This window comes from Sphingomonas soli NBRC 100801 (genome assembly GCF_001591025.1).
Taxonomy (GTDB): Bacteria; Pseudomonadota; Alphaproteobacteria; order Sphingomonadales; family Sphingomonadaceae; genus Sphingomonas; species Sphingomonas soli.
Genome location: NZ_BCTZ01000012.1, coordinates 102,829 through 129,333, shown reverse-complemented (window position 1 = coordinate 129,333; position 26,505 = coordinate 102,829). Strand labels below are relative to the sequence as shown.

26 protein-coding genes are annotated in these 26,505 nt (G+C 66.6%); 10 read left to right on the top strand and 16 right to left on the bottom strand.

The features are described 5' to 3' along the window. Positions 1-51: 51 nt before the first annotated feature. Positions 52-621 (top strand): phytanoyl-CoA dioxygenase family protein, encoded by a 570-nt coding sequence (locus SSO01S_RS08545; protein ID WP_245646676.1) that lies wholly within the window; start codon positions 52-54, stop codon positions 619-621. Here the strand turns inward: SSO01S_RS08545 and nhaA are convergent. The 3 genes from nhaA to SSO01S_RS08530 all read right to left on the bottom strand — a co-directional run bounded on the left by nhaA (position 562) and on the right by SSO01S_RS08530 (position 4,181). Next, complete coding sequence (gene nhaA / locus SSO01S_RS08540; protein ID WP_066798109.1) at positions 562-1,731, bottom strand: Na+/H+ antiporter NhaA; 1,170 nt, start codon at positions 1,729-1,731, stop codon at positions 562-564. The two genes, SSO01S_RS08545 and nhaA, sit on opposite strands and share 60 nt — an antisense overlap. After that, positions 1,728-3,305 (bottom strand): lysine--tRNA ligase, encoded by a 1,578-nt coding sequence (locus tag SSO01S_RS08535; protein WP_066798108.1) that lies wholly within the window; start codon positions 3,303-3,305, stop codon positions 1,728-1,730. The genes nhaA and SSO01S_RS08535 overlap by 4 nt, the downstream gene beginning before the upstream one ends. 288 nt (positions 3,306-3,593) lie before the next feature. Next, positions 3,594-4,181, bottom strand: coding sequence for a hypothetical protein (locus SSO01S_RS08530; RefSeq protein WP_066798105.1), 588 nt, complete (start codon positions 4,179-4,181; stop codon positions 3,594-3,596). Between the two features lie 157 nt (positions 4,182-4,338). Here SSO01S_RS08530 and SSO01S_RS08525 point away from each other — a divergent pair, with 157 nt between their 5' ends. Together SSO01S_RS08525 and SSO01S_RS08520 are read left to right on the top strand one after the other, a co-directional pair. After that, positions 4,339-7,059 carry an ATP-dependent DNA helicase gene (locus tag SSO01S_RS08525; protein WP_066798103.1) on the top strand — a complete coding sequence of 907 codons (2,721 nt, stop codon included), beginning with the start codon at positions 4,339-4,341 and terminating at the stop codon, positions 7,057-7,059. Then, complete coding sequence (locus SSO01S_RS08520; RefSeq protein ID WP_066798101.1) at positions 7,056-7,595, top strand: SixA phosphatase family protein; 540 nt, start codon at positions 7,056-7,058, stop codon at positions 7,593-7,595. Before SSO01S_RS08525 ends, SSO01S_RS08520 begins: the two co-directional genes overlap by 4 nt. Before the next feature lie 35 nt (positions 7,596-7,630). Here the strand turns inward: SSO01S_RS08520 and SSO01S_RS08515 are convergent, their stop codons facing one another. The 5 genes from SSO01S_RS08515 to rpmF form a co-directional block, all read right to left on the bottom strand. After that, positions 7,631-7,981 carry a MerR family transcriptional regulator gene (locus SSO01S_RS08515; protein WP_066798099.1) on the bottom strand — a complete coding sequence of 117 codons (351 nt, stop codon included), beginning with the start codon at positions 7,979-7,981 and terminating at the stop codon, positions 7,631-7,633. Between the two features lie 8 nt (positions 7,982-7,989). Beyond that, positions 7,990-8,289 (bottom strand): integration host factor subunit alpha, encoded by a 300-nt coding sequence (locus SSO01S_RS08510; protein ID WP_066798097.1) that lies wholly within the window; start codon positions 8,287-8,289, stop codon positions 7,990-7,992. Positions 8,290-8,408: 119 nt separating this feature from the next. Continuing rightward, on the bottom strand, positions 8,409-9,377 hold the full coding sequence (locus SSO01S_RS08505) for a beta-ketoacyl-ACP synthase III (protein ID WP_066798095.1): 969 nt from the start codon (positions 9,375-9,377) through the stop codon (positions 8,409-8,411). Next, on the bottom strand, positions 9,374-10,405 hold the full coding sequence (plsX, locus tag SSO01S_RS08500; protein WP_066798092.1) for a phosphate acyltransferase PlsX: 1,032 nt from the start codon (positions 10,403-10,405) through the stop codon (positions 9,374-9,376). Before plsX ends, SSO01S_RS08505 begins: the two co-directional genes overlap by 4 nt. Positions 10,406-10,430: 25 nt before the next feature. Continuing rightward, a complete protein-coding gene (rpmF, locus tag SSO01S_RS08495) occupies positions 10,431-10,610 on the bottom strand; it encodes a 50S ribosomal protein L32 (protein ID WP_066798090.1) in 180 nt (59 codons plus the stop codon). A 190-nt stretch (positions 10,611-10,800) separates the two neighbouring features. Here rpmF and SSO01S_RS08490 point away from each other — a divergent pair, with 190 nt between their 5' ends. Beyond that, complete coding sequence (locus tag SSO01S_RS08490; protein ID WP_066798088.1) at positions 10,801-11,190, top strand: MAPEG family protein; 390 nt, start codon at positions 10,801-10,803, stop codon at positions 11,188-11,190. Between the two features lie 45 nt (positions 11,191-11,235). Here SSO01S_RS08490 and SSO01S_RS08485 read toward each other — a convergent pair whose 3' ends face one another. Next, a complete protein-coding gene (locus SSO01S_RS08485; RefSeq protein WP_066798086.1) occupies positions 11,236-11,688 on the bottom strand; it encodes a peptidylprolyl isomerase in 453 nt (150 codons plus the stop codon). Positions 11,689-11,829: 141 nt separating this feature from the next. On the opposite strand from SSO01S_RS08485, the gene mgtE reads away from it, so the two are divergent. Together mgtE and SSO01S_RS08475 are read left to right on the top strand one after the other, a co-directional pair. Then, a complete protein-coding gene (mgtE, locus tag SSO01S_RS08480) occupies positions 11,830-13,233 on the top strand; it encodes a magnesium transporter (protein WP_066798084.1) in 1,404 nt (467 codons plus the stop codon). Positions 13,234-13,264: 31 nt separating this feature from the next. Continuing rightward, a complete protein-coding gene (locus tag SSO01S_RS08475) occupies positions 13,265-13,663 on the top strand; it encodes a DUF1489 family protein (protein WP_066798082.1) in 399 nt (132 codons plus the stop codon). 71 nt (positions 13,664-13,734) lie between these two features. Here SSO01S_RS08475 and msrA read toward each other — a convergent pair whose 3' ends face one another. From msrA to pabB, 3 genes are read right to left on the bottom strand one after another with little or no spacing between them, the layout of a single operon-like run. Next, positions 13,735-14,391, bottom strand: a complete 657-nt coding sequence (gene msrA / locus SSO01S_RS08470) for a peptide-methionine (S)-S-oxide reductase MsrA (RefSeq protein ID WP_066798081.1) — start codon at positions 14,389-14,391, stop codon at positions 13,735-13,737. A gap of 26 nt (positions 14,392-14,417) precedes the next feature. Beyond that, positions 14,418-15,617, bottom strand: a complete 1,200-nt coding sequence (locus SSO01S_RS08465) for a pyridoxal phosphate-dependent aminotransferase (RefSeq protein ID WP_066798079.1) — start codon at positions 15,615-15,617, stop codon at positions 14,418-14,420. A gap of 10 nt (positions 15,618-15,627) precedes the next feature. Further along, positions 15,628-17,373 carry an aminodeoxychorismate synthase component I gene (pabB, locus tag SSO01S_RS08460; protein ID WP_066798077.1) on the bottom strand — a complete coding sequence of 582 codons (1,746 nt, stop codon included), beginning with the start codon at positions 17,371-17,373 and terminating at the stop codon, positions 15,628-15,630. A gap of 92 nt (positions 17,374-17,465) precedes the next feature. On the opposite strand from pabB, the gene SSO01S_RS08455 reads away from it, so the two are divergent. Beyond that, positions 17,466-18,107, top strand: coding sequence for an MBL fold metallo-hydrolase (locus SSO01S_RS08455; RefSeq protein WP_174520774.1), 642 nt, complete (start codon positions 17,466-17,468; stop codon positions 18,105-18,107). Here SSO01S_RS08455 and SSO01S_RS08450 read toward each other — a convergent pair. Next, positions 18,104-18,994: a LysR substrate-binding domain-containing protein gene (locus SSO01S_RS08450; protein WP_066798076.1), complete on the bottom strand. Its 891-nt coding sequence runs from the start codon at positions 18,992-18,994 to the stop codon at positions 18,104-18,106. The genes SSO01S_RS08455 and SSO01S_RS08450 overlap by 4 nt on opposite strands. Before the next feature lie 422 nt (positions 18,995-19,416). Between SSO01S_RS08450 and SSO01S_RS08445 the strand changes: the two genes are divergently transcribed. Further along, entirely contained in the window at positions 19,417-21,711 is a 2,295-nt protein-coding gene (locus SSO01S_RS08445) for a CDC48 family AAA ATPase (protein WP_066798074.1), read from the top strand. On the opposite strand, the gene SSO01S_RS08440 is transcribed toward SSO01S_RS08445, so the two are convergent. Together SSO01S_RS08440 and SSO01S_RS08435 are read right to left on the bottom strand one after the other, a co-directional pair. After that, entirely contained in the window at positions 21,662-22,975 is a 1,314-nt protein-coding gene (locus tag SSO01S_RS08440; protein WP_066798072.1) for an MFS transporter, read from the bottom strand. The two genes, SSO01S_RS08445 and SSO01S_RS08440, sit on opposite strands and share 50 nt — an antisense overlap. Continuing rightward, positions 22,972-23,292, bottom strand: coding sequence for an antibiotic biosynthesis monooxygenase family protein (locus tag SSO01S_RS08435; RefSeq protein WP_066798070.1), 321 nt, complete (start codon positions 23,290-23,292; stop codon positions 22,972-22,974). Before SSO01S_RS08435 ends, SSO01S_RS08440 begins: the two co-directional genes overlap by 4 nt. Positions 23,293-23,344: 52 nt before the next feature. Here SSO01S_RS08435 and SSO01S_RS08430 point away from each other — a divergent pair, with 52 nt between their 5' ends. After that, a complete protein-coding gene (locus SSO01S_RS08430; protein WP_066798069.1) occupies positions 23,345-24,091 on the top strand; it encodes a sulfite exporter TauE/SafE family protein in 747 nt (248 codons plus the stop codon). Positions 24,092-24,113: 22 nt separating this feature from the next. Here SSO01S_RS08430 and SSO01S_RS08425 read toward each other — a convergent pair whose 3' ends face one another. Beyond that, entirely contained in the window at positions 24,114-25,049 is a 936-nt protein-coding gene (locus SSO01S_RS08425; protein ID WP_066798068.1) for a ribose-phosphate pyrophosphokinase, read from the bottom strand. An 88-nt stretch (positions 25,050-25,137) separates the two neighbouring features. On the opposite strand from SSO01S_RS08425, the gene gltX reads away from it, so the two are divergent. Beyond that, complete coding sequence (gene gltX / locus SSO01S_RS08420; RefSeq protein ID WP_066798067.1) at positions 25,138-26,463, top strand: glutamate--tRNA ligase; 1,326 nt, start codon at positions 25,138-25,140, stop codon at positions 26,461-26,463. Positions 26,464-26,505 lie beyond the last annotated feature (42 nt).

The following is a 26,505-nucleotide window of genomic DNA, read 5'->3' as shown; positions in this document are numbered from 1 at the left end:
GCGGCGCACCTTCGCGGGGGCGCCGCCCCTTTTCTTTCGGTTCTGGAGCGCTTGATTGCCGGGCTCCCGCAGGATCGAGCCGGCCTGCGGCTTCGCGATATTCCCGGTCTGGCCGATCTGCTCAGTGCCGATTCGTTGGGAGCGGCAGTGCCCGGGCACCGGCCGGTACGCGCGATCCTGTTCGACAAGAGCGCCTTCGCCAACTGGGCACTTGGCTGGCACCAGGATCGAACGATCGCTGTCCGCACACGAGCGGAAGTCTCCGGCTTCGGGCCGTGGTCGATCAAGGCGGGCATGGCGCATGTCGAACCGCCCTTCGCGATCATCGAGCGCATGCGGACGGTCCGCGTGCATCTCGACGACGTGGATGCGGACAATGCCCCCTTGTTGATCGCACCCGGCTCGCATCGGCTTGGACGCATCGTCGAATCGGAAGTGGATGCGGTTGCCGCGAATTGCGGGGCGCACGAATGCCTGGCCGAGCGTGGCGATATCTGGCTTTACGCCACGCCGATTCTCCATGCTTCGGCGGCTGCCAGCACGCCGCGCCGTCGCCGCGTGCTACAGATCGACTTCTCCGCCGAGCGGCTTCCCGACCCGTTGGAGTGGCTCGGCATTTGAAGCCAGCCGCAGCACCGCAAATCCCGCCAGCGCCGAGAGCAGCGACCCCGCCAGCACCCCGATCTTGACCTGATCGACCAGTTCGGGATGGGTGGGGAATGCCAGTCCACCGATGAACAGGCTCATCGTGAAGCCGATCCCGGCGAGCAGGCTCATCCCGTAAAGCTGGGTCCAGCTCGCCTCGGGACGGGGCGCGACGCGCAGACGGGTGGCGATCCAGATACTGGCGAAGATACCGATCTGCTTGCCCGCGAACAGCCCGAGCAGGATCGCCAGCGGCAGCGGTGCCAGCAGGATCGCCGGGCTCAGTCCCGCGAACGAAACCCCCGCATTGGCGAATCCGAACAGCGGCACGATCGCAAAGGCGACCCAGGGATTGAGGATGCGCTCCAGCCGGTGCGACGCGGGCGCGGGAATCGTCATCGCGGCGGCCACGCCGGCCACCGTCGCATGGACGCCGGAGCCATAGACGAACAGCCAAAGCACCACCGCCAGCGTGAGATAGACCGGCAGCCGCTGCACCCCCATCCGCTTGCACACCTGCATCCATCCCAGCACCAGCATCGCGCCGACCAGCAAGGTCAGGTTGAGCTTGGCGGTATAGGCGAGCGCGATGATGGCGACCGCGCCGAGATCGTCGACGATCGCGATGGTGGTGAGCAAAAGCTTGAGCGAAGGTGGCGCGTGCCGCCCGAGGATCGCGAGCAGCCCCATCGCGAAGGCGATGTCGGTTGCGGCGGGAATCGCCCAGCCGCGGGACAGATCGGGGCTGGCGCTGGTGATCGCGAGATAGATCGCCGCAGGCACCGCCATCCCTGCGGCGGCTGCAATCACCGGCAGGCGGCGCTGCTCGCGCGTGGCCAGCCGCCCGCCCGCGAATTCCGATTTGATCTCCAGCCCGACGAGCAGGAAGAAGATCGCCATCAGCGCATCGTTGACCCAGGCATGGACCGTGAGCGGCCCCGCCTGCGCGTGGAGCGTGTGGAAATAGAGGTCCGCCAGCGGCGAATTGGCGATCACCAGCGCGAGCGCCGACGCCGCCATCAGCACGATGCCGCCCGCTGCCTCGCTTGCGATGAAGTCGCGGCTGCGGGCGGTCAGGCGGTTCATGCCTTGGCGAGTGCTTCGGCGATCAGCTTGCGGCTGTTCCCGACGCCATAGAGCGCGATGAAGCTGCCCATGCGCGGCCCCTGCTCGGAGCCCAGCAGCGTCTCGTACAAGGTCTTGAACCAGTCGCGCAGCTTTTCCTTGCCGAAGCGCGTCTTGCCGATCTCATAGACCGCGTTTTGCAGGTCCTCGGCAGAAGCGCCCTCGCCCAGCGTCACCAGTTCGGCATCGAGATCGCGTAGCGCGTCGATCTCGACCCCCGATGGTGCCCGGCGCACGGGCTTTTCCGCCACGTCGCGGACATAGGCCAACGCGTAATCGATCAGCGAGTCGAGCGCCGGATAGGTATCGGGCGAGGCATCAGGCACGTAATTCGCCAGATAGCCCCAGACCTGCGCCTTGGTCGCCTCGCCCATCACCCCGACCAGGTTGAGCAGCAGGCCGAAGGTGACCGGCAGCGTTTCCGCGGGCGGCATGCCATGATGGATATGGTGGACCGGATTGCCGAGCCGCTGGGGGATTTCCTGCGCCGGATAATTGGCGCGAAACTGCCAGTAATCGTCGATCGCGCGCGGGATCAGGCCGAGGTGCAGTGCCTTGGCCTTTTTGGGCTCGCGGTAGATGTAGAAAGCGAGGCTCTCGTCGGGGCCATAGGTCAGCCATTGCTCGATCGACAGGCCATTTCCCTTGGACTTGGAGATCTTCTCGCCCTTGGCGTCGAGGAACAGCTCATAGATCAGCCCCTCGGGCTTACGACCGCCGAGGATCTGGGCGATCTTGCCGCCGAGCACGCCCGAATCGATCAGATCCTTGCCGTACATCTCGTAATCGACGCCGAGCGCGGCCCAGCGCATGCCCCAATCGGGCTTCCACTGGAGCTTGGCCTGGCCGCCGAAGATCGACTGTTCGATCGTCTCGCCTTCATCTTCGAAGCGGATGATCCCGGCCTCGGCATCGACGACCTCGACCGGCACCTGAAGCACAATTCCGCTCTTGGGGCTGACCGGCAGCACCGGCGAATAGGTCGCCTGGCGCTCGGCGCGCAGGGTCGGCAGCATCAGGGCCATGATCGCGTCATAGTTGCGCAGCACCGCGCGCAGCGTCTCGTCGAAACGGCCGCTGGCATAATAATCGGTCGATGAGGCGAATTCATATTCGAAGCCGAAGCGATCGAGGAATTCGCGCAGCATCGCATTGTTGTGCGCGGCGAAGCTTTCGAACTTGCCGAACGGATCGGGGATGCGGCTGAGCGGCTTGCCGAGATGCTCGGCCAGCATCTCCTTGTTCGGCACATTGTCCGGAACCTTGCGCAGCCCGTCCATGTCGTCGCTGAACGCGATCAGGCGCGTCGCCAGCCCGGTCATCTCCTCATAGGCCTTGCGGACCATGGTGGTGCGCAGCACTTCCTGGAAGGTGCCGATATGCGGCAGCCCCGACGGGCCATAGCCGGTCTCGAACAGCATCGGCGCGCCGCCCGGTTTACCGTCCGGATATCGCTTCAAAAGCTTGCGGGCCTCCTCATAGGGCCAGGCCTTGGATTCGAGAGCGGCTGCGCGGAGGGCTTCGGTGTCGGTCATGATGCGGAAAGCGTTTGGCGGCTCGGGCGGCGAATCGCAAACTTGTTCTGCCGGCAGCCGATTTGACGCGCTTGACTCCGTATCATGGTACGGAGGCTATGACATGATTCGCCCGCTCCCGGGCACAGGAGAAAGACGATGACTCAGATGATCGAAACCGATTCGGCCGCCACCCGCTGCACCTGCGTACGCTGCACCTGCAGCGATTGCGGCTGCTGAGCAGCTGAGGGGCCGCTTCCGGTTGCGGGCGCGGCCCCTTTCGCGCGTAAGGACCCGGCGCAGGCGGCGCTACAGCGCGCCAACCACCCAGGTGATCGCCTTTTTGTGAATCTCCAGAATGCCGCCGATGACGTGGCTCAGCACCGTGGTGCTCAGTTCGTCTTCGGTGCTGACCGCGACGGCAATCTTTCCATCCTGCACCTCCACCGCGACATAGAAGGGATCGGGCTCGACGAAACTCGGCGTCTTGCGATGGATGACATAGGCGTCCGATCCTTCGATCTGGACCAGCAGCGCCGCAAAGTCGGGCCGTTCGAGTCTGCCCCATTCGGTCGATGTGAGCTGGAAATAGCCGCTTTTGTCGACGTCGCGGCCATCGGCATGTCCGTGAATCCGGAAACGGACGAAGGTGTTGATGATCTCATCGGTGCTGAACGTGTTGGTCGAGTGATGCGATATCTTGGCGATCGTCCGCGAATGCGCGGGGTCGATATCGTACCAACCCTGCCGCTTCATCGCCGCTTCATAGCGGTTCGGTGCCGAATGGCTGCTGCTGATCGACGATGTCTTGGTGTTCTCGACGCCCGTCACCGTGAAGGTCAGGCCCTCGCTGATCGATGACAGATGCAATTTCATGCTGAGCGCGGCTAACGGCATGATCCCTCCCCCGAGAAGCACGTGGCCATGGCAGGTCCAACGGAGCCTCGAAGGGGAAGCGGGTCAACGGGTTTAGCATCCGAAATGAGCGCTAAACGGTGTCGCGATCCGTGGATTCCACGCTGTTCGATCGGAACGAAAAGTGTACGAACGGGCTATGGCGACTGGTAATCCCTACCCCGCATTGCACGCGAGCCATGGCGGCGTCTGGATCGCGACCGCAGAGGAGACGCGCGCCGTCAGCCGGGGCGAGGCGATCCGGATCGCGGCGGATACGCCGGTGATCCTGCTCAATGCGCCGCTGATCGGGCAGCGGCTGGGGCATCCCGAGCTGAACGGACTCGATCTGCTCGAGCTCTTCGCCTTTCTGCGCCCGGCGCGTTTCATGGTGCCCACGCCGAAGGGGCTGGCGCGCGCGGCGGGGCTGGAGGCGCCCGGGCAGGATTCGGAAATCGCCGGCTTCCTGTGCCGGGCAGCGGAGGCATTGCTGGCCATCCCGCAGGGCGACTGGCCCGAACGCGAGGGCGCGTGGAATGCGGTCCAGTCGCTATACCGGCTGCGCTGGCCCTGGGCGCCTATGGTCAGCCAGGTCGTGGCGAAGCCTGCCGAGCATGAGCGCTGGCTGTTCTCGCGGCTGCCCGAATGGGAGGAGAAGCCTCCCCGCGCCGCGCCCCGCACCGTCAGCCTGAGCGAGGCGGATATTGCCGAGCGGCTGGCAGCGCTGACCGGTGCGGGCGCCGAGCGTCGCCAGGGCCAACGCGATTTCGCCGCGGCGGCGGCGGGCGCCTTCGCCCCGCGCGACATGCGCGACTCGCCCAATCTGGTGCTGGCCGAGGCGGGCACCGGCATCGGCAAGACGCTCGGCTATCTCGCCCCCGCCTCGCTCTGGGCAGCCCAGGCCGAAGGCGCGGTGTGGGTATCGACTTTTACCAAGGCGCTCCAGCGCCAGCTCGCGCATGAGACCGAGCGGCTGTTCCCCGACGAAGCCGTCCGCAAGCAGCGTATCGTCACGCGCAAGGGGCGCGAGAATTATGTCTGCCTGCTCAATCTGGAGGACGCGCTGCAGGGCGGATTCGCCAGGCGCGCCGCGATCCTCGCGCAACTGGTCGCGCGCTGGGCGGCGTACACGGCAGATGGCGACATGATCGGCGGCGACCTGCCTGGCTGGCTCCCCACCCTCTTTCGCCGCAACGGATCGACCGCGCTGACCGATCGGCGCGGCGAGTGCATCTATGCCGGCTGCCCGCATTACCGGAAATGCTTCATCAAGCGCGCCGCCCGTGCCAGCGCCGATGCCGATATCGTCATCGCCAATCATGCGCTGGTGATGGTCAACGCCGCGCGCGGGCGCGAGGCGGCGAACCGCCCAACGCGCTATGTGTTCGACGAAGGCCATCATCTCTTCGACGCGGCGGATGCGATGTTCTCCGCCGCGCTTACCGGACAGGAGGCGATCGAGATCCGCCGCTGGGTCACCGGCCCCGAATCGGGCGCGCGGGGAAGGCGGCGCGGCCTGGCGGCGCGGCTCTCGGATGTCGCCAGCTATGACGAGGAGGGCGGCCGGGCGATCGGCGAAGCGGTCGAGGCGGCGCATCAATTGCCGAGCGACGGCTGGCTCCGGCGATTGAACGAAGGCGATCCCTTCGGCCCCGTCGAGCGGCTGCTCGCGGCGGTGCGCGGGCTCGTCTATGCGCGTGACACCAATGGCTCGGGTGACGCGGGCTATGGCCTGGAAACCGAGCTGGCCGAGCCCGATCCCGCGCTGGTCGAGGCGGCAGGTCCGGCCGCCGCTGCGCTCGATGCGCTGATGCGTCCGCTGGTGACGCTTGGCCGCCGCCTCGAAGCTGTGCTGGCCGAAGCGCCCGACTGGATGGACGGCCCGGCGCGTGCGCGGATCGAAGGGGCCATCGCCTCGCTCGGCTGGCGCACCGATACGGTGGGCGCATGGCTCGCGCTGATCGCGCGGATCGGCGGGCCTGCCGATGCGGAGTATGTCGATTGGCTCGCGGTCGATCGCGTCGAGGGACGCGAATATGATGTCGGGCTCCATCGGCACTGGCTCGATCCGTCCAAGCCGTTCGCCCGGACGGTGCTTGAGCCTGCGCATGGCGCGCTCATCACTTCGGCGACCTTGCGCGCGGGCGGCGATTGGGATGTCGCGGAAGCACGCACCGGCGCCTCGCATCTCCCGCGCGCGGCGCAGCGCTTCGAAGCGGTCAGCCCCTTCGATTATGCCGGGCAGGCCGAAGTGCTGATCGTCACCGATGTGAAGCGCGGCGATCTGCCCGCGCTCGCCAATGCCTATGCCCGGCTGATCCTGGCGGCGGAGGGCGGGACGCTCGGGCTGTTCACCGCGATCCGGCGATTGCGCGCGGTGCATGCCCGCATCGCCGACCGGCTGGCGCGCGAAGGGCTGCCCTTGCTCGCCCAGCATGTCGATCCGATCGACACCGGCACGCTGGTCGATATCTTCCGCGATGATCCGCGCGCATCGCTGATCGGCACCGATGCCTTGCGCGACGGAGTCGATGTACCCGGTCATTCGCTGCGGCTGGTGGTGATGGAAGGCGTACCCTGGCCCAAGCCGACGGTGCTTCACGCGGCGCGGCGGCTGGCGGGCGGCGGCTCCGCTTTCGACGACCGGATCGTGCGCGCGCGGCTGGCGCAGGCGTTTGGCCGGCTGATCCGCCGCGCCGACGATCGCGGCACGTTCGTATTGCTATCCGCCGCCAGCCCCTCACGGCTGCTGGATGCCTTTCCGCCCGGCACGCCGGTATCGCGCGTAACGCTTGATGAAGCGGTCGAGCGGGTTCGACTTTCCTTGGACACACGCTTGCGGCATGAGGCCCCCGCCAACCTCGCTATCGGACGCCCATGAAGACGCTTACGCTGCTCCGCCATGCCAAATCAGGTTGGGACGATCCCGTCTCACGCGATTTCGATCGGCCGCTCAATCCCAAGGGGCAGCGCGCGGCGGCGATGATGGGCCGCCACATGCGCGCATTGGCGCTCGAATTCGATCATGTCGTCGCCTCGCCCGCAGTGCGCGTCAAGGAAACGCTCGAGCATCTCGCGAGCGGCTATGGCAGCGATCTCGCGCCCGCATGGGACCAGCGGCTCTATCTTGCTTCGGCGGGGACCCTGCTCGATCTGGTCCGCGAGCTGCCCCAGGGTGCGGAACGGGTGCTGCTCACCGGACATAATCCCGGGCTGGAAGAGCTGGTGCTGATGCTGGTTCCCGACGATCGCAATCCAGCGCGCGACGATGTCGAGATCAAGTTCCCCACCGCGAGCCTCGCCGAGATGCGTTTCGCCGTCGACGATTGGGAAAAGATCTCGCCGGGCAGGGGCGAGCTGGTTCGATTCGTTCGGCCGCGCGATCTGGACCCCAGCCTGGGCCCTGACACTCCCTGAGGGTTGGGCGGCACCCGCCCGTTGGCGTTCCGGACCTAAGCGTCTTCCTCCAGCGCCTGCACTAGCGCGTCGCGAATGGCGCGGAAGGTTTCGGCGCTACTGCGGCCGCCGCGTTTGCCTGCTGATCGGCCGCCTTTCTCTTCGGCCAGCAGCTTCTGGACACCGCGTATCGTATACCCCTGATTGGACAGCAGGTCGTGGATGCGGCGCACCAGCGCCACATCGTCGGGGCGGTAATAGCGGCGATTGCCGGCGCGCGTGAGCGGCCTGAGCTGGGGAAAGCGCGTTTCCCAATAACGCAGGATATGCTGCGGACGCCCGATCTCCTGGGCCAGTTCGCCGATGGTGCGTAGCGCGCCAGCGGCCTTTTCGGACGCCGGCCTCATTCCGACCCTCAGCCCGCCGCGACGATGCGGTCCCGCATCATCTGGCTAGCGCGGAAAGTGAGCACCCGGCGCGGCGCGATGGGAACCTCAACACCGGTCTTGGGATTACGCCCGATGCGCTCACCCTTGTCGCGAAGGATGAAGCTGCCAAAGCCGGAAATCTTGACGTTCTCGCCCTTCGACAGGCCTTCGCACATATGACCAAGGATCTGTTCGACGATCCGCGCAGCGTCTGCGCGCGAGAGGCCTACTTCGCGATGCAGCGATTCCGCCAGATCTGCTCTAGTCAGCGTGCCAGCAGCCGACATCGCGGCCTACCCCCCAAATTGATCTACATTGATGCTTGCCTAGCAGATGTTGACCACCCGGCAAACGAGAACATTACGCGACAGAAACAATAATCGCATTTTCGTGCAATAATCTGAGCTTAAAACCGTACGACCGCCGCGCCCCACGTGAATCCACCCCCCATCGCTTCGAGAACGATAAGGTCGTTGGCTTTGATTCGGCCATCGCGAACGGCGGTGTCGAGCGCGAGCGGAACCGATGCGGCAGAGGTGTTGGCGTGCTGATCGACCGTGACGATCACCTTTTCGGGGGCGAGTCCCAGCTTGCGCGCGGTGGCATCCAGAATGCGGGCATTGGCCTGGTGCGGCACCACCCAATCCACCTGCGCGGCGGCGAGCCCTGCGGCGGCGAGCGATTCCTCCATCACCGAGGCTAGATTGACCACGGCGTGGCGGAATACCTCGCGGCCCTTCATCCGCACCTTGCCGACGGTTCCCGTGGTCGATGGGCCTCCATCGACATAGAGGAGCTCGTTGTGCCGCCCATCGGCGTGCAGCCGGGTGGCGAGGATGCCGCGGCCCTGGCCCGCGTCGCTCTCCTGCGCGTCCAGCACGATCGCGCCGGCCCCGTCGCCAAACAGCACGCAGGTGGTGCGGTCTTCCCAGTCGAGGATCCGGCTGAAGGTTTCTGCGCCGATCACCAGCGCGCGCTTGTGGACGCCCGCGCGAATCATCGAGTCGGCCACCTGGAGCGCGTAGAGGAAGCCCGAGCACACCGCCGCGACGTCGAACGCAACGCAGTCGTCGATGCCGAGCGCGGCCTGTACCTTGGTCGCGCTGGCCGGGAAGGTCTGATCGGGAGTGGCGGTGGCGAGGATGATCAGGTCGATGCTCTGGGCATCCACGCCGGCGGCTGCCAGCGCGGCCTTGCAGGCGCCGGTGGCGAGCGTCGAGGTGGTTTCCTCAGGCGCGGCGACATAGCGGAAGCGAATGCCGGTGCGTTCGACGATCCACTCGTCGGTCGTATCGACTTGCTCCGCCAGCTCCGCGTTGGAAACCCGGCGCGCGGGCAATTGCGAGCCGGTGCCGATGATGACTGACCGAATCATGCCGCCTTCGCTTCAAAGTTACCGAGATCCTCGGCGATCCGGCGGTTGAGGTCGTCGCGCAGCATCTTGGCTGCGAAGCCGATCGCCGTATCCACGCCGATTTCGTTGGCGCTGCCATGGCTCTTCACGACGATGCCGTTGAGCCCGAGGAAGACCGCGCCATTATGGTTGTTGGGATCGAGATGGTGGCGCAGCAGCTCGGTGGCCGGGCGCGAGATCAGGAAGCCGATCTTCGAGCGCGTCGAGCTGGAAAAGGCGCGCTTGAGCAGATCGGCGACGAAGCGCGCCGTGCCCTCGACGGTCTTGAGCGCGATATTGCCCGAGAAACCGTCGCACACGATCACGTCGACATCGCCGCGCGAAAGCTTGTTGCCCTCGATAAAGCCGTGGAAGTCGAGCCGCAGATGATCGGCCGCGCGCAGCATCGCCGCGGCGTCGCGGATGTTCTGGTTGCCCTTCATCTCTTCGGTACCGATGTTGAGCAGGGCGACACGCGGGTTCGCCAGGTCGAGCGCGGTGCGCGCATAGGCTGCGCCCATCACGGCGAACTGCACCAGGTTGCGCGCATCGACTTCGGTATTGGCGCCCAGATCGAGCATCACCGAATCGTTTTCGCCGAGCGTCGGCATCAGCGCGGCCAGCGCGGGCCGGTCGATCCCGGGCATGGTCCGCAGCGACAGCTTGGCCATCGCCATCAGCGCGCCGGTATTGCCCGAAGATACGGCCGCGCCTGCGCGACCCTGCTTCACCAGATCGATGGCGATTCCCATCGAGGTCCGCTTGGCGCGGCGAAGCGCGGCACCGGGCTTCTCGTCCGCAGCCACGATTTCGGGCGCATGGACGATTTCCGACGCGGCGGTCAGGTTCGGATGGGTTTTCAGCCCCTCGCGGATCTGGGCTTCGTCGCCGACAAGGACGAATTCCATCCCCTCGAAGCGGCGGCGCGCACGCGCGACGCCCGCCAGCATGACGGCAATCCCCTCATCGCCGCCCATCGCATCGACGGCGATTCGCGAGGGATTAGTCATTCCGGCAGGCCCCGATGTGCGTGGTTCAGCCCTCGGCCGAGACGATCTCGCGGCCGTTATAATGGCCGCAGGCACCGCACAGGTTGTGCGGGCGCTTGAGCTCGCCGCAATTCGGGCATTCCTGGAATGCGGCCACGGTCAGCGAGTCGTGCGACCGGCGCATGCCCCGCTTCGAGGGCGAGGTCTTTCTCTTAGGGACGGCCATTTCGGCACCTTTTCACGAACAAAACAGAATCAAAAGCCGCGATACGCCGCCATTGCCTTTCGGGCAAGCGCCAGCATGGCCGGCGCTCGCCGGACCGGCGGACTGGTCACGAAGCGAGCCGCGCCTATAGCGATTCTTGCCGCGCTTGCAAGGCTGTGTAGGGTGCGCGGCGTAAAGAGGGACCCAGAACATGATCTTGCTGCCTGTGACTTTGACCGCCGCCGCGGCCGCCGCGTTCATCAATTTCTGGCTGGGGCTGCGTGTCGCCCGAATCCGCACGGCCGAGAAGATATCGGTGGGGGATGGCGGCAATCTGCGGCTGATCGCGCGGATGCGGGCCCAGCTCAACTTCGCCGAATATACGCCGATCGTGCTGATTCTGCTCGGCCTGGTCGAGCTGGCGCGCGGGTCGAACCTGTATCTGTGGATCGTCGCGCTGGTCTATGTGATCGGGCGCGTGCTCCACGGCTTCGGCATGGACGGCGTGCGCGCGGGGCGCGAGATCGGCACCGCCACGACGATGCTGACGATGATCGGCCTCGCCGTTTATGCCGCGCTTATCACGTACGGCGTGGCCTGAAGCAGGGTTGCGGCCCCTCCCCGTGCGGGAGGGGCCGCAAAGCCCTTATTCGGCGGTCGCCTTGACGATCTTGCCGGGATTGCGCGGCGGCTCGCCCTTGGGCAGCGCGTCGACCGCGTCCATGCCCGAGACGACTTCGCCCCAGACGGTGTATTGCCCGTCGAGGAAGGTCGCGTCGTCGAGGCAGATGAAGAACTGCGAATTGGCGGTGTTCGGATCCATCGTGCGCGCCATCGAGCAGACGCCGCGATTGTGCGGCTCGCGGCTGAACTCGGCCTTGAGGTTGGGCTTGTCCGAGCCCGACATGCCGGTGCCCGTCGGATCGCCGCCCTGCGCCATGAAGCCGTCGATCACGCGGTGGAAGATCACGCCGTCATAAAAGCCTTCATTGGCAAGCGTCGCGATGCGCTCGACATGCGCGGGCGCCAGATCGGGGCGCAGCTTGATTTCAACCTCGCCGGTGTCGAGCGTGAGGTTCAGCTTGGTGAATTCGGTCACGGGGTGCTCCTGCAAATGTTGGCGCGCACCTAAGCCCGCCGGACCCGACTTGCAAATCATGGGTTAGAATGGCAGCGGCGCATTGTGGTTGTGGCGCCCGCCCGCCACAGACCGGGAAGCGCCAGCCAAGGGAGGTCGGACGTGAGCGAGACCGAACTGTTCGATGCCGCGTCCGCGCCCGAAAGCGAGCTGGACGAGGATGATCGCCTGAAGCCCGCCTTTGTCAGCGCGGTGCTCGAAGCGGTCGATGCCGGTGACTTCGAAGCCGCGCATGCTCTGGTCGAGCCGCTCCATCCGGCAGACATCGCCGATCTCGTCGAGCTTTCCCCGTCCGAAGACCGGCCCGCTCTGGTCTCTGCAATCGCCGACCTGATCGACGGCGACGTGCTGGCGGAGATGAACGACTATGTCCGCGAGGTGCTCGTCGATGCGCTCACCGCGGCGCAGGTCGCGGATCTCGCGTCGGAGATGGATACCGACGACGCCGTCGCGATCATCGAGGATATGGAGCCGGAGGACCAGCGCGAGGTCCTGAAAGCGCTCGATCCAGACGATCGCGCCGCGATCGAGGAAGCGCTTTCCTATCCCGAGGAGACTGCCGGCCGCCTGATGCAGCGCGGGCTGATCGCGGTGCCGGAGCATTGGTCGGTCGGCGACGTGCTCGATTTCCTGCGCGGCGAGGAGGAACTGCCCACCGACTTCTGGGAGATCTTCGTCGTCGATCCGGCGCACAAGCCGGTGGGCACCTGCGCGCTTTCCTGGATTCTGCGCACCCCGCGCGTGGTCAGGATCGCCGACGTCATGAAGCGCGAGCAGACGCTGATCCCGGTCGATATGGATCAGGAGGAAGTCGCGCTCCGCTTCCAGAAATATGCCTTGATCTCCGCCGCCGTCGTCGATCCCAATGGCCGGCTGGTGGGCGTCATCACCGTCGATGACGTGGTCCACATCATTTCCGAAGAAGCGGGCGAGGATATTCTGCGCCTCTCGGGCGCGGGCGAAGGCGACATCAACGAGCCGGTACTCGCGAGCTACAAGGGCCGCGTCCGCTGGCTGATCGCCAATCTGGGCACCGCGCTGATCGCCGCGACGATCATCACCCTGTTCGAAGGGACGATCAGCAAGATGGTCGCGCTGGCGGCGCTGATGCCGATCGTCGCGGGCGTCGGCGGCAATGCGGGGACGCAGACCATGGCGGTCACCGTGCGCGCGCTGGCGATGAACCAGCTCACCCAGTCGAACACGTGGCGCGCGATCCAGCGCGAGATATCGATCGCCTTGCTCAACGGGCTCACGGTGGCGCTGGTGATCGGCGCCGCCGTGGGCCTGTTCTACGGGCATCCGATGCTCGGCGCGGTGATCGCGGCGGCGATGATGGCGAATATCGTGATCGCGGGGCTGGCGGGCGTGATCGTGCCGCTCACGCTTGACCGCTTCCGGGCCGACCCCGCCGTCGCCTCCTCGGTGTTCGTGACCATGACGACCGATTCGATGGGCTTCTTCGTGTTCCTTGGACTGGCCACGATCAGCGGCCTGGTCGGTTGATCGCGCGCGTGCGCGCACCCAGATAGGCGGCGTGCCGCTCCATCTCACCAAAGTCGCCTTCGGGTGCGATTCGATCGATTATCTCGCCCAGCGCCTGGCCAGCCGTGGCGGCCCCTGGGGCCTGACGACGCGCTATCTGCCCAAGCGGCATGCGGAGATAGTGGAGGGCGGATCGCTGTTCTGGATCCTCAAGCACCAATTGATCGGCCGCACGCCGATCATCGGCTTTGGCGAGGCAGAGGGCGGGCGCACCGCGATTCTGATGGAGCCGCGGCTGATCCTCGTACACCCCCAGCCAAAGCGCGCGCATCAGGGCTGGCGCTATCTCGAAGCCGAACATGCCCCGCGGGATCTTGGCGAAGGCGGCGAAGGCGCGGACGAACTGCCCCCGGAGATGCTCGGCGAACTGGCCGCGATGGGGCTGGTGTAACATCGTCATCCCAGCGAAAGCCGGGATCTCAAGCGGCATGAGACCCCAGCTTTCGCTGGGGTGACGGCCTTTTAGTTCACCAGTTGTGGATAGGCGTTCCGGAACGCGGCGACCTTGGGCTTGTCCCAGCGCACGATGTAGGGATGGCTGGGGTTCCGCCAGAAAAAGTCCTGGTGATAGGCCTCTGCCGGGAAGAACTGCCCGGTTTCCAGCCTGGTGACGATCGGCCGCGGATAGGACTTGGCCTTGGTCAGCTGCGCGATATAGGCCGCCGCGACCCGGCGCTGCGCCGCGTCCTGCGGGAAGATCGCCGAACGATAGCTGGGTCCGGTATCCGGCCCCTGGCGGTTGAGCTGGGTGGGATCGTGCGCGATCGAGAAATAGACGCGCAGCAAGGTGCCATAGCTCACCTTGGCCGGATTATAGACGATGCGCACCGCTTCGGCATGGCCGGTCTTTTCGGTAGATACCTGCGGATAGGTCGCCGTCGCCTTCGTGCCTCCGGCATAGCCCGACGTGACCGAAGTCACGCCCTTCACCGATTGGAACACGGCCTCCATGCCCCAGAAGCATCCACCGGCGAGCACCGCGATCTGTTGGCCTTTCACGCCGGTCACGTCCTGCGCGGGCGCAGGGATGGGAACCGCGCGCTCCGCACCGGCGGAGGGCTGGACGAGCAACAGCGTGGCCCCGGTCAGGGCAGCGGCAGGAAGCGTCCATTTGAGCATGGACGCAAGATTGTGCAGCTATCGGCTCAGCGCAAGGCCGCGCATGCTTCCTGGATACGTCCGCATGCTTCGGTCAGGATCGCGTCGGACGTCGCGTAGCTGATCCGCAGCGCGGGCGAGAAGCCGAACGCCGCGCCGTGCACCGCCGCCACGCGCGCATCGTCGAGCAGATAATTGATCATCGCCTCGTCGCTGTCGATCAGCATGCCCTTTGGCGTGGTCTTGCCGATGAGCTGGCTGAACTCGGGATAGACGTAGAATGCGCCTTCCGGACGCGGGCAGTGCATGCCGTTGATCTGGTTGAGCATCGAGACGACAAGGTCGCGGCGGCCCTGGAACGCGGCAACGCGCTCTTTCAGGAAGCTCTGGTCGCCGTTGAGCGCGGCTACCGATGCGGCCTGCGAGATGCTGCACGGGTTCGAAGTCGATTGCGACTGGAGCTTGCCCATCGCCTTGATCAGCCACCCGGGACCGCCCGCATAGCCGATTCGCCAGCCGGTCATCGCATATGCCTTGGACACGCCATTGGCGGTCAGCGTGCGGTCATAGAGTGACGGGCAGACCTGGGCGATCGTGCAGAATTCGAAGCCGTCATACAGGATATGCTCGTACATATCGTCGGCATAGATCAGCACGTGCGGGTGGCGCTCCAGCACTTCGCCCAGCGCCTTCAGCTCGGCCTCGCTATAGGCGGCGCCGGTGGGGTTGGACGGCGAATTGAGCACGACCCACTTGGTCCTGGGCGTAATCGCCGCTTCGAGCTGCTCGGGCTTGAGCTTGTAGTTCTGCTCGGCGCCTGCGGAGACGAACACCGGCTTGCCCCCTGCGAACTCCACCACGTCGGGATAGCTCACCCAATAGGGTGCGGGCACGATCACTTCGTCGCCCGGATCGATCGTCGCGCAGAAGGCGTTGAACAAAGTATGCTTGCCGCCCGAATTCACGCTGATCTGCGCGGTGGTGTAAACCAATCCGTTGTCGCGCTGATACTTGGCGACGATCGCTTCCTTCAGCTCCGCCGTGCCGTCGACATTGGTGTATTTGGTCTGGCCCTTGCGGATCGCCTCGATCGCGGCTTCCTTCACGAAGTCGGGCGTGTCGAAATCGGGCTCGCCTGCGCCCAGGCCGATCACGTCGATCCCCTGGCGCTTGAGGTCTAGCACGCGGCTCGTCATCGCGAGCGTGGCGGAGGGCTGGATGCGGTTGAGCGCGGCGGAGGTCTGCATGGGCGCGCGACTAGCCCGCAAGCACTCGATCCGCAACTGTAACGGCTGAAACCAATCCGCGCACGGCGTTGCCCAGGAAGAAGCCGCCCTCCAGATCGGTGGGGACGAGGTCGCCTTCCACCGCGCGGCCCGATTCGATCAATTCGCCGCGCAGCACGCCGGGAAGCAGCCCGCGCCGGAGCGGCGGGGTGATCAGCACGCCGTCGCGCTCGACGAAGATCGAGGTGAAGCTGCCTTCGGTCAGATATCCGCCGGCATCGGTGTAGACCGTCTCGAAAGCGCCGGGCGCGCGCAGGTAAAGGCCGCGCCGGCTGGTCTTGTGGCGCAGGCGAAAATCGTCCGGCGCGCCTTGATGCGGGCGGATCGCGACTCGCACGGGGCGGTCGGGCGCGGGGGGCAAGGGCGCGATCCCGATCGCGATCGCGCCGGATGGGGATAGCAGCAGCCGCACCTTGGCGCCGTGGCGAAGGCGGAAGGTCGCGGCCTGCAGTTCGTTGCGCGCGGCGTGGCGGTCGAACTCGAAGCCGAACAATTGCGCGCTCGCCTTCATCCGCGCGAGGTGGCGCTCCAGCAGCGGCAAGCCCGCATCCGGATCGAACTTCATCGTCTCGATCAGGTCGAACGGCGTTTCGCCTGCGGTCACGAATGCGCCTTTGGCCAGGCATTCGGCCCATTCCTCACCCGCGTTCGAGTCGGCGACCACGCCCGATCCCAGCCCGAGCGTCGCCGTGCCATCCGCCAGCTTCAGGGTGCGGATCGCGACGTTGAACATCGCGTCGCCGTTCGCGTCGAGCCGCCCGATCGCGCCGGTATAGATGCCGCGCGCATCCTCCTCCACTTCGGCGATGATCTCCATCGCGCGCAGCTTCGGCGCGCCGGTGATCGAGCCGCAGGGAAAGAGCGCCGCCAGCGCATCGAGCGCGTCGAGTCCGGGGTCGAGCGTGGCTGTCACGGTCGAGACCATCTGGTGGACCGTCGGGTAATGCTCGACATGGAAAAGCTGTGGCACGGCGATGCTTCCCGCCGTCGCCACGCGGGCGAGATCGTTGCGCATCAGATCGACGATCATCAGGTTCTCGGCGCGCTGCTTGGGATCGGCGGCGAGCGCTTCGGCGGCCAGCCGGTCGCGCTCGGCATCCCTTTCGCGCACCGCCGTGCCCTTCATCGGCCGCGCGGTCAGCCTGCCGCCCTCCAGCGCGAAGAACAGCTCGGGCGAAAGCGACAGCAGCCATTGCTCCCCCGTCGCGATCAGCGCGCCATAGCCCGCGGCGGCGCGGCCGCGCAGCAGCGCGTAGAGCGCCTCGGGGCTGCCCGCGAAGGGCAGCTCGGCGCGGAAGGTCAGGTTCGCCTGATAGATGTCGCCCGCCTGGATCAGCGCCGAGACCCGGTTGAACTGCGCTTCGTAGCGCGCGCGGCTGATGCCGGGGCGCGGCGTACCTGCCCAGGCCCCGGCCGGATCGGGGAGGAGCGCCGCCGGATCCACGCGCTCATGCCGCTCGAACAGCCCGAACCACAGGCAGGGTCCTGCGCCTTCCTGCGCTTCGGCGCGCGGCTCCAGCCCCTTGCCCGCGTCATAGGTTAGGAACCCCGCTGCGTGCAGTCCGCGCCGCCGGGCCGATCGCAGCGCGTCCCATGCCGCTTCGATGCCGCCCGGCCCCTCGGCGCGCACGATTTCCACGGGATCGCGGTAGAGCCGCGCACCGGCGCCGCCCGGGCGCGCATCGTCAAGCAACACAAAGGGTGGTGTAAGCCCCATTGCATCGGAATGCAGCCGCGCGCGCCGTCGGGCAAGCCCATGTTGCCGCATGGGCGATCGCCGCCTATCTGGCAGGGATGCAAAACGCACCCATGCGCGCCGCGATCGTGCCGGTCACGCCGCTCCAGCAGAATTGCACGCTCCTGTGGTGCACCCAGACGATGCGCGGCGCGTTCGTCGATCCGGGCGGCGATCTGCCCAAGCTGCGCGCGGCGGCGCAGCAGCATGGCGTGACCATCGAAAAGATCCTGATCACCCATGGCCATATCGATCATTGCGGCTCGGCGGGCGAATTCGCGCAGGAACTCGGCGTGCCGATCGAGGGCCCGCACGAGGCCGATCGCTTCTGGATCGCGCGGCTCGAGGATGACGGCCGCAAATATGGCGTGCGCGGCATGCCGTTCGAGCCGGATCGCTGGCTCGCCGATGGCGATCAGGTGACCGTCGGCAATCTCACGCTCGATGTCTATCACTGCCCCGGCCACACGCCCGGCCATGTCGTTTTCCACCATCCCGAATCGAAATTCGCGACGGTGGGCGACGTGCTGTTCCAGGGATCGATCGGCCGCACCGATTTCCCGCTGGGCAATCATCAGGATCTGCTCGACGCGATCGTCACCAAGCTATGGCCGCTCGGCGGCGATACGGTCTTCGTCCCCGGCCATGGCCCCTTGAGCAACTTCGCGCATGAGCGCCGGACCAATCCCTATGTGAGCGATTCGGCGCTCGCTTAATCGGCTTCCGCGCCCAGCGCCTCGATCAGCCAGTCATGGAAGATGCGCACCGCCCGCTGGGTGAGCGCGCGCGGGCGGCAGCAGAACCAGTAGCTATACTGGCTCTCTACCGTCAGGTCGAAGAGCTGGACGAGCCGCGGATCCTGCGCCGCCTCGAAATGCGATTCGAGCATGAAGGCGACGCCGAGTCCCTGCGCGGCCGCCTCCAGCATCAGCGTGCCCGAATCGAAATGATCGATCGCCAGCGGCTCGAGCTCGGGCACCCCGGCGGCGGCGCGCCACGCGGTGAACGTCTCCACCATGTCGCGATGCACCAGCGCGGTGAGCTTCGACAATTGCTCGGGCCGGGTGATCGGATCGGGCCCTTCGAGCAGGCTCCGCGCGCCGATCACATGCACGCGGTTGCGATCCAGGCGGCGCGCATAGAGCCCGGGATCGACATCGCGCGCCAGCACGATCGCGGCGTCCAGCCCCTCGCCCAGCCGCGTCACGCCATAGCCGCCGGTATCCACGTCGAGGTGGAGTTCGGGATGCTTGCGCCGCAGCGCGGGCAGCTTGGGCATCAGCCGCTGGGTGGCGAACAGCGGCAGCACGCCCAGCCTCAGGCGGAGCAGTTCGGCACCGCTGGTCATCGTCTCGACCGCGTCGGTCATCGCGTCCAGCGCCGGGGCGATCGCGCTCAGCAGCCGCTCGCCATCATCGTTGAGCCGCAGCGCCTGATGCCGCCGCTCGAACAAGGGCTTGCCGATGAAGCGCTCGAGCGACTGGACGCGGCGGCTGAGCGCGGGGGACGAAAGCGCCAGTTCCTCGGCCGCCGCCTTGATCGAGCCAAGCCGTGCGACCTGCACAAAGGCTTCGATGGCGGTCAGGGGGGGAAGGCGGCGCATTCCATGTCTTTCTTGTGCGTTGCGTCATAAGCCGAGCGGCAGATTACGCGTCCCCCCGCACGCCTCCCCGCTAGGGAGCGACTATCATATGAGTTCGTTACGATTGCAAGGTTTGCATCCACACCCGTTTTATTTCGCACTTGCACAATAATCGGCCGGGCGGCACAAGGATCGGGCCTTTCAGGCATCCTCTCCTAAAACTTTCATACGGCCGTCCTTCGGGGCGGCCTTTTTTTTTGCGCGCCGGCCAAGGAAACAGCGAAGCAGTTTCGCGGCTCGAGGCGCGCACGGCCGGCGGCGCCAAAAGCGCCGGCCGACGGCGACGTGGCTTTGCCACGGCGCACCGCATCCCCTGATCCCCCCTCGTCATTCCGGAACCGTTTCCTATGTTACGCGCTTGCCCGTGACAGGAGAGAGCCGGAATGGCCGACGAAGAAGCCCAGATTCGCAAGTTGCAGGTGGCGAACGCCCGGCCCGAGGATAGCGGCCGCGGGCTCGCGCATATTCCGCGCGCCCTGATGGCGGCGCTCGGCCTTACCGAGGGCGATGTGATCGAAATCGTCGGCAAGCGCAGCACGCCTGCCCGCGCGGTTCTGCCCTATCCGGAGGATGAGGGCCTCGAAATCCTGCGAATCGACGGCCTCCAGCGCGCCAATGCCGGGATCGGCGCGGGCGATTATGTCGAGGTGCGCCGCGTGCAATCGAAACCGGCCACGCGCGTGGTGTTCGCTCCCGCACAGCAGAATCTGCGGCTCCAGGGTTCGGGCGAAGCGCTCAAGCGCAGCTTTTTCGGGCGTCCGCTGGCCCAGGGCGATGTCGTCGCCACCGCCGGCCAGCAGCGGATGGACAATGTGCCGCCGCACGTGGCCCAGCATCTGCGCGCGCCTGCTTATGCGCTCCAGGAAATCCGACTGGCGGTGATCCAGGCGAGCCCCAAGGGCATCGTCCATATCGACGAGAATACCGAGATCGAGCTGCGCCCCGAATATGAGGAGGCGAAGGAAAGCCGCCGCGCCGATGTCACCTATGACGATATCGGCGGCATGGCATCGACGATCGATCAGCTCCGCGAGATGGTCGAGCTTCCCCTGCGCTATCCCGAATTGTTCCAGCGCCTCGGCGTCGATCCGCCAAAGGGGGTGCTGCTCCACGGGCCGCCCGGCACCGGCAAGACCCGGCTCGCCCGCGCGGTCGCGAACGAATCGGACGCCACTTTCCATCTGATCAACGGCCCCGAGATCATGGGCTCGGCCTATGGCGAGTCCGAAGGGCGGCTGCGCCAGGTGTTCGAGGAAGCGGCCAAGTCTGCGCCGTCGATCGTGTTTATCGACGAGATCGATTCGATCGCGCCCAAGCGCGGTCAGGTCTCGGGCGAGGCGGAGAAGCGCCTCGTCGCGCAGTTGCTCACGCTGATGGACGGGCTGGAGGCGCGCGCCAATATCGTCGTCATCGCCGCCACCAATCGGCCCGATGCGATTGACGAGGCGCTGCGCCGTCCGGGCCGATTCGATCGCGAGATCATCATCGGCGTGCCCGACGAGCGCGGCCGCCGCGAGATCCTTGGCATCCACACCCGCGGCATGCCGCTGGGCGACCGGGTCGATCTGGGCGAGCTGGCGCGTACGACCTATGGTTTCGTCGGTGCCGACCTGGCCGCGCTCACCCGTGAGGCCGCGATCGAGGCGGTGCGCCGTCTCATGCCCCGGCTCAATCTTGAGGATCACACGATCCCGCCCGAAGTGCTCGATACGCTTTCGGTGACGCGCGAGGATTTCCTCGAGGCGCTCAAGCGCGTCCAGCCGAGCGCGATGCGCGAGGTGATGGTCGAGGCGCCCCGCGTCCGCTGGGAAGATGTCGGCGGGCTCGACGACGCGCAGATGCGGCTCAAGGAAGGCGTCGAGCTGCCGCTCAAGGATCCCGACGCGTTCCGCCGCCTCGGTATCCGCCCGGCCAAGGGCTTCCTGCTTTATGGACCTCCCGGCACCGGCAAGACCCTGCTGGCAAAGGCGGTCGCGCGTGAGGCGGAGGCGAATTTCATCGCCACCAAATCGTCCGACCTGCTCAGCAAATGGTATGGCGAAAGCGAGCAGCAGATCGCCCGCCTGTTCGCTCGCGCCCGCCAGGTCGCGCCCTGCGTGATCTTCATCGACGAGCTCGATTCGCTGGTGCCTGCGCGCGGCGGCGGGCTGGGCGAGCCGCAGGCGACGGAGCGCGTGGTCAACACGATCCTGTCGGAAATGGATGGGCTGGAGGAGCTGCAATCGGTCGTCGTGATCGGTGCCACCAATCGCCCGAACCTGATCGATCCTGCGCTGCTGCGCCCGGGCCGCTTTGACGAGCTGATCTATGTCGGCGTGCCGGACAAGGCAGGGCGCGAGCGCATCCTTCGCATCCAGACCGGCAAGATGCCGCTTGCCGACGATGTCGATCTCGCGGCCATCGCCGAGCAGGCCGAGCGCTATACCGGCGCCGATCTGGAGGATGTGGTGCGCCGCGCCGGGCTGGTCGCGCTGCGCAAGTCGCTCGGCGCGAAGACGGTCACCATGCAGGATTTCACCGAAGCCCTGGCCGATTCCCGTGCCACCGTCACCACCGAGATGGAGAGCGAATATGAAGCCATGTCGGGCAGGCTGAAGCAGCAGGCATCGGCGATCCAGCCGATCGGCTTCATTGCTCCGGGGATGCTTCGTGGACGGGGTCCGAAGGGCGAAGATTGAACAGCGCGTAGATCAGCAGACAGGCAAGCGCCGTGGCGGCCGTGAGATAGGGTAGCGGCCGCCACACTTCGTACAGGCCCACGCCGATCGACGGCCCGAGCACGAATGCCGCGCCGTTGACCGATGTGACCTTTCCCGCGACCGATCCCTGCGCCTGCGGTCCCACGGCGAGCGAGGATCCGGCGGTGAAGCCCGGCCGGGCAAGCCCCATGCCCAGCGAGGTCAGCGCATAGCCGAGCGCGATCCCGTAGAGCGACGTGGCCGTGCCGGTGGCGACGCATCCGATCGCGCCGATCACCGCGCCTGCCAGAATCAGCGGGCGGGGCTTCAGATCGAGCATCGGGATCAGGCCCCATTGCGCGAGCAGCGCCGAAATCGCGCCCATCATCAGCACCAGCCCGGTCGGCTGGAGCGCCTCCATCGGCGTCACGCCCAGCCGGTCGATGACCAGAAAGCCCACCGCCTGCCCGGTCATCGCCTGTGCATGGCCGCTCACCAGCCCCGCGATGATCCAGACGCGGATGCGCCGGTCGAAGAAGCCCACGGGCTGGCTCGCCTCGGCCATCGCTGCGGTGACGGTCGCGCCGCTGCTCTGGCCGCCGATCGATGGATAGCTGGCGGCCGCGCCGTGCGACGGCGCTTCCTCATGCGGCAGCAGCCGGACGACCGCGATCCACAAGGCCGCGCCGATCGCCGCTGCGAAAAAGGCCGGGCCCGCCAGTCCGATCAGCGGGCCGCCCTCCCACATTGCGCCCAGCACCAGATAGGGGGCGATCGCCGGTCCGATGATCGTGCCTAGCCCGAAGGCGGAGGCGATCAGGGTCAGCGCCCTGGTCCGTTCCTCGCGGGTGGTCCGCCCCGCGACCAGCGCCTGCACCGCCGGCGGTGCGGCCGCGCCCAGCGCGCCATAGACCATCCGCGCGAGGATGAAGGCGATGAAGGTCGCGAGCGGCGCAAGCACGCCGTTGATCCCCAGCATCAGGAATGCGCCGCACAGCAACAGCGAGAGCGTGTATCCGGCAACGCCGAGCAGCACCATCGCGCGCCTGCCGTGCCGGTCGGAACGATTTGCCCAGAAGGGCGCGGCGATCACCCACAGCAATGCCGATACCGAAAAGACGGCGGCGACCGCGCTGTCCGCGACATGGAGCGACCGGCCGAGCGCCGGGAGCACCGATTGCAGCGCGGTGTTTCCGGCGGCGATCACGAGCATGACGGTGAAGAGCAGGCCGAAGGTGCGGTCCATGCCGCCGTGGCGCTTCATCCGCGCGTCCAGTGATAGCTGCGTTCGATCGCCGCGACGTGCAGCATGTACCAGTCATACCAGCGGTCGCGCCCGGCCTCGCGCGTTGCGGCGTGCTCGGGATGCTCGCGCCACGCCACTGCGCTGGCCTCATCGGCCCAGTAGCTGAGCGTCATGCCGAGCCCGTCGTTCGAGAAATGATCGACGCCGCGATAGCCGGGCTGCTCGGATGCCAGCGCGTCCATCGCCGCGGCGGCCAGGGCATAGCCTTCGGGATCCACCCCGCTGCGTCGCGAGACGAATATCACCACGGTCTGTCCGGTGCGGTCCTCTGCCATGGCTCCCGATTAGGCACTTTGGCTGGCCGCGCAAACCCGCTAGCGAACGGCGATGCTCGCCGATTGGCATTTCTGGGCGCTCGCCATCCCCGCCGTCATCCTGCTCGGGCTCGCCAAGGGCGGCTTTGCGGGCATGGGGGCGCTGTCGCTGCCAATGCTCGCGCTGGTTACCGATCCTGTCCGCGCCGCTGCGATCATGCTGCCCTTGCTGATCGTGCAGGATGTGGTCGGGGTCTGGGCGTTCCGGCGATCGGTCGACTGGTTCGTGCTCGGCTGGATGCTGCCCGGGGCGGCGCTCGGCATCCTGCTCGGCTATGTGTTCGCCGCCTCGGTATCGCCCGATGCGGTGATGGCGGCGGTCGGCGCGATCTCGATCCTGTTCGGTGCCTATCGCCTGTGGATCGAGCGGCGCGAGCTGCCGGAGGCGCGCAACTCGCCCGGCTGGGTCGGGGCGCTGGCGGGCGTGGCGGCTGGCTTCACCAGCCAGATCGCCCATGCCGGCGGTCCGCCCTTTCAGCTCTGGGTGCTGCCCCGCCGCCTCGCCCGCGACGTGCTGGTCGGCACCACCGCGATCTTCTTCGCGGTGGTCAACTGGATCAAGGTGCCTGCCTATCTGGCGCTCGGCCAGTTCACCCCCGCCAATCTGCTCGCCGCCGCCGCTTTGGTGCCGGTCGCCATCCTGTCAACGCTGTCAGGTGTCTGGCTGGTTCGCCGTGTGTCGGCTGAGCACTTCTACGGCGCGATCTACTGGCTGATGATCCTGGTCGGCCTGAAGCTGCTATGGGACGCCTTGGTGTAACCTTAGTGTCACCTTCCGCGCGTCAGTCGAACAGCGACGACACCGAAGTCTCGTCCGCGATCCGTCGGATCGCCTCGGCGATCAGCGGCGCGATGGTCAGGTGCCGGATCTTGCTGCTCTCGGCGATGATCGCATGGTTGCCGATCGAATCTGTGATGACGAGCTCGGCCAGCGCCGATCCATCGACCCGCGCCACCGCCCCGCCCGAAAGCACGCCATGGGTGCAATAAGCGACCACGTCTTCCGCGCCTCCGGCCTTCAGCGCCGCGGCGGCGTTGCACAGCGTTCCTGCCGAATCGACGATGTCGTCGATCAGGATGCAGAAGCGCCCCTCGACCTCGCCGATGATGTTCATGACTTCCGATTCGCCCGGCTTCTCGCGGCGCTTGTCGACGATCGCCAGCGGCGCGTTGTCGAGCCGCTTCGCCAGGCTGCGCGCGCGGACCACGCCGCCCACGTCGGGCGAGACGACCATCCACTGCTTGCCGGGGAAGCGGCTGCGGATGTCGGCGGACATCACCGGCGCGCCCCACAGATTGTCGGTCGGGATGTCGAAAAAGCCCTGGATCTGCCCGGCATGGAGATCGACCGAGAGCACGCGGTTCGCCCCCGCCACGGTCAGCAGGTTGGCGACCAGCTTGGCGGAAATCGGCGTGCGCGGGCCGGGTTTGCGGTCCTGCCGGGCATAGCCGAAATAGGGGAGCACAGCCGTGATCCGCTTGGCCGATGCGCGCTTCAGCGCATCGATCATGATCAGCAGCTCCATCAGATTGTCATTGGCCGGGAAGCTGGTCGACTGGACGACGAACATGTCCTCGCCGCGGACATTTTCGAGGATCTCGACGAAGATCTCCTCGTCGGCGAAGCGCCGCACATTGGCCTTGGTCAGCGGAATTTCGAGATAGCTCGCGATCGCGGTGGCGAGGGGAAGGTTCGAATTGCCCGCGATCAGCTTCATGTCATGTCCCGTTGGCTGCTGGTGTGCGCCCCCCTTAGGGCCGTGTTCCCGCTTGGCAAAGGGGCATAAGCGGTCTTAGGCCCACGCGATGACCGTCACCACCCGTTTCGCCCCGAGCCCCACCGGCACGCTCCATGTCGGCAATTTGCGAACGGCGCTGCATAATTGGCTGTTCGCCAGGCGCCATGGCGGCCGGTTCCTGCTGCGTATCGACGATACCGATGCCGAGCGTTCGGAGGATCGCCATGTCGAGTCGATCCGCGCCGATCTCGCCTGGATGGGGCTCGGTTACGATGGCGAGGAGCGCCAGTCGGCGCGTGCCGATCGCTACGAAGTGGTCTTTGCCGATCTGGTCGCTCGCGCATGGGTCTATCCGGCATATGAGACGCCAGACGAGCTTGAGCTTCGGCGCAAGGTACTGCTCGGCCGGGGGCTTCCGCCCGTCTATGAGCGCACCGCGCTCTCGCTGGGTGCTGCCGAGCGTACGGATCTGGAAGCGCAGGGGCGCCGCCCGCACTGGCGCTTCCGTCTCGATCATGTGCCGATCCTGTGGGACGACCTGATTCGCGGCCCCCAGCGCTTCGATGCCGCGACGATGAGCGATCCTGTCATCCGCCGCGCCGATGGCTCCTGGCTGTATCTGCTCCCGTCGGTGATCGACGATGTCGATATGGGCGTGACGCATGTCGTGCGTGGAGAGGATCATGTCTCCAACACCGCCCTCCAGCTCCAGATGTTCCAGGCGATGGGCGCGCAACCGCCCCGCTTCGCGCATGAGGCGCTGCTGACGGGGAGCGAAGGCAAGCTGTCCAAGCGGCTCGGTTCGCTGGGTGTCGATCACTTCCGGGAGGAAGGCATCGAGCCTCAGGCGCTGATGGCCTTGCTCGGTCGCCTCGGCACCAGCGACCCGATCGAGCCGTTCGTCGATCCCGCGCCGCTGATCGAGAGCTTCGATTTCGCCCGGTTCGGCCGCGCCCCCGCGCGCTTCGACCAGGCCGAACTGGCCGGCCTCAACGCCAAGATCGTCCACCAGCTCGATTTCGAAGCGGTGCGCGGCCGGTTGCCCGTAGCGATGCACTCCGCGGCATGGGAAGCGATTCGCCCCAATCTTTCGCGCGTCGCCGAAGCAGCCGAATGGTGGGCGGTGGTCGAGGGGCCCGTCGACGCCACTATCGCCGATGAGGACCGCGCGTTCCTGGCGCAGGCGGCACAAGCCGCTTCGGCGATCGATTGGGATGCGGACCCCTGGGCGCAACTCACCAGCGCGCTGAAGGAAGTCAGCGGCCGCAAGGGCCGCGCGCTTTTCCTGCCGCTGCGACTCGCGCTCACCGGGCGCGATCATGGCCCCGATATGGCCGCCCTGCTCCCGCTGATCGGCAAGGATCGCACGCTCCAACGCCTCCGCCGCGCATGACGAGGGAACTATTTACCGAGCGTATGTAATGTTGTATCATAA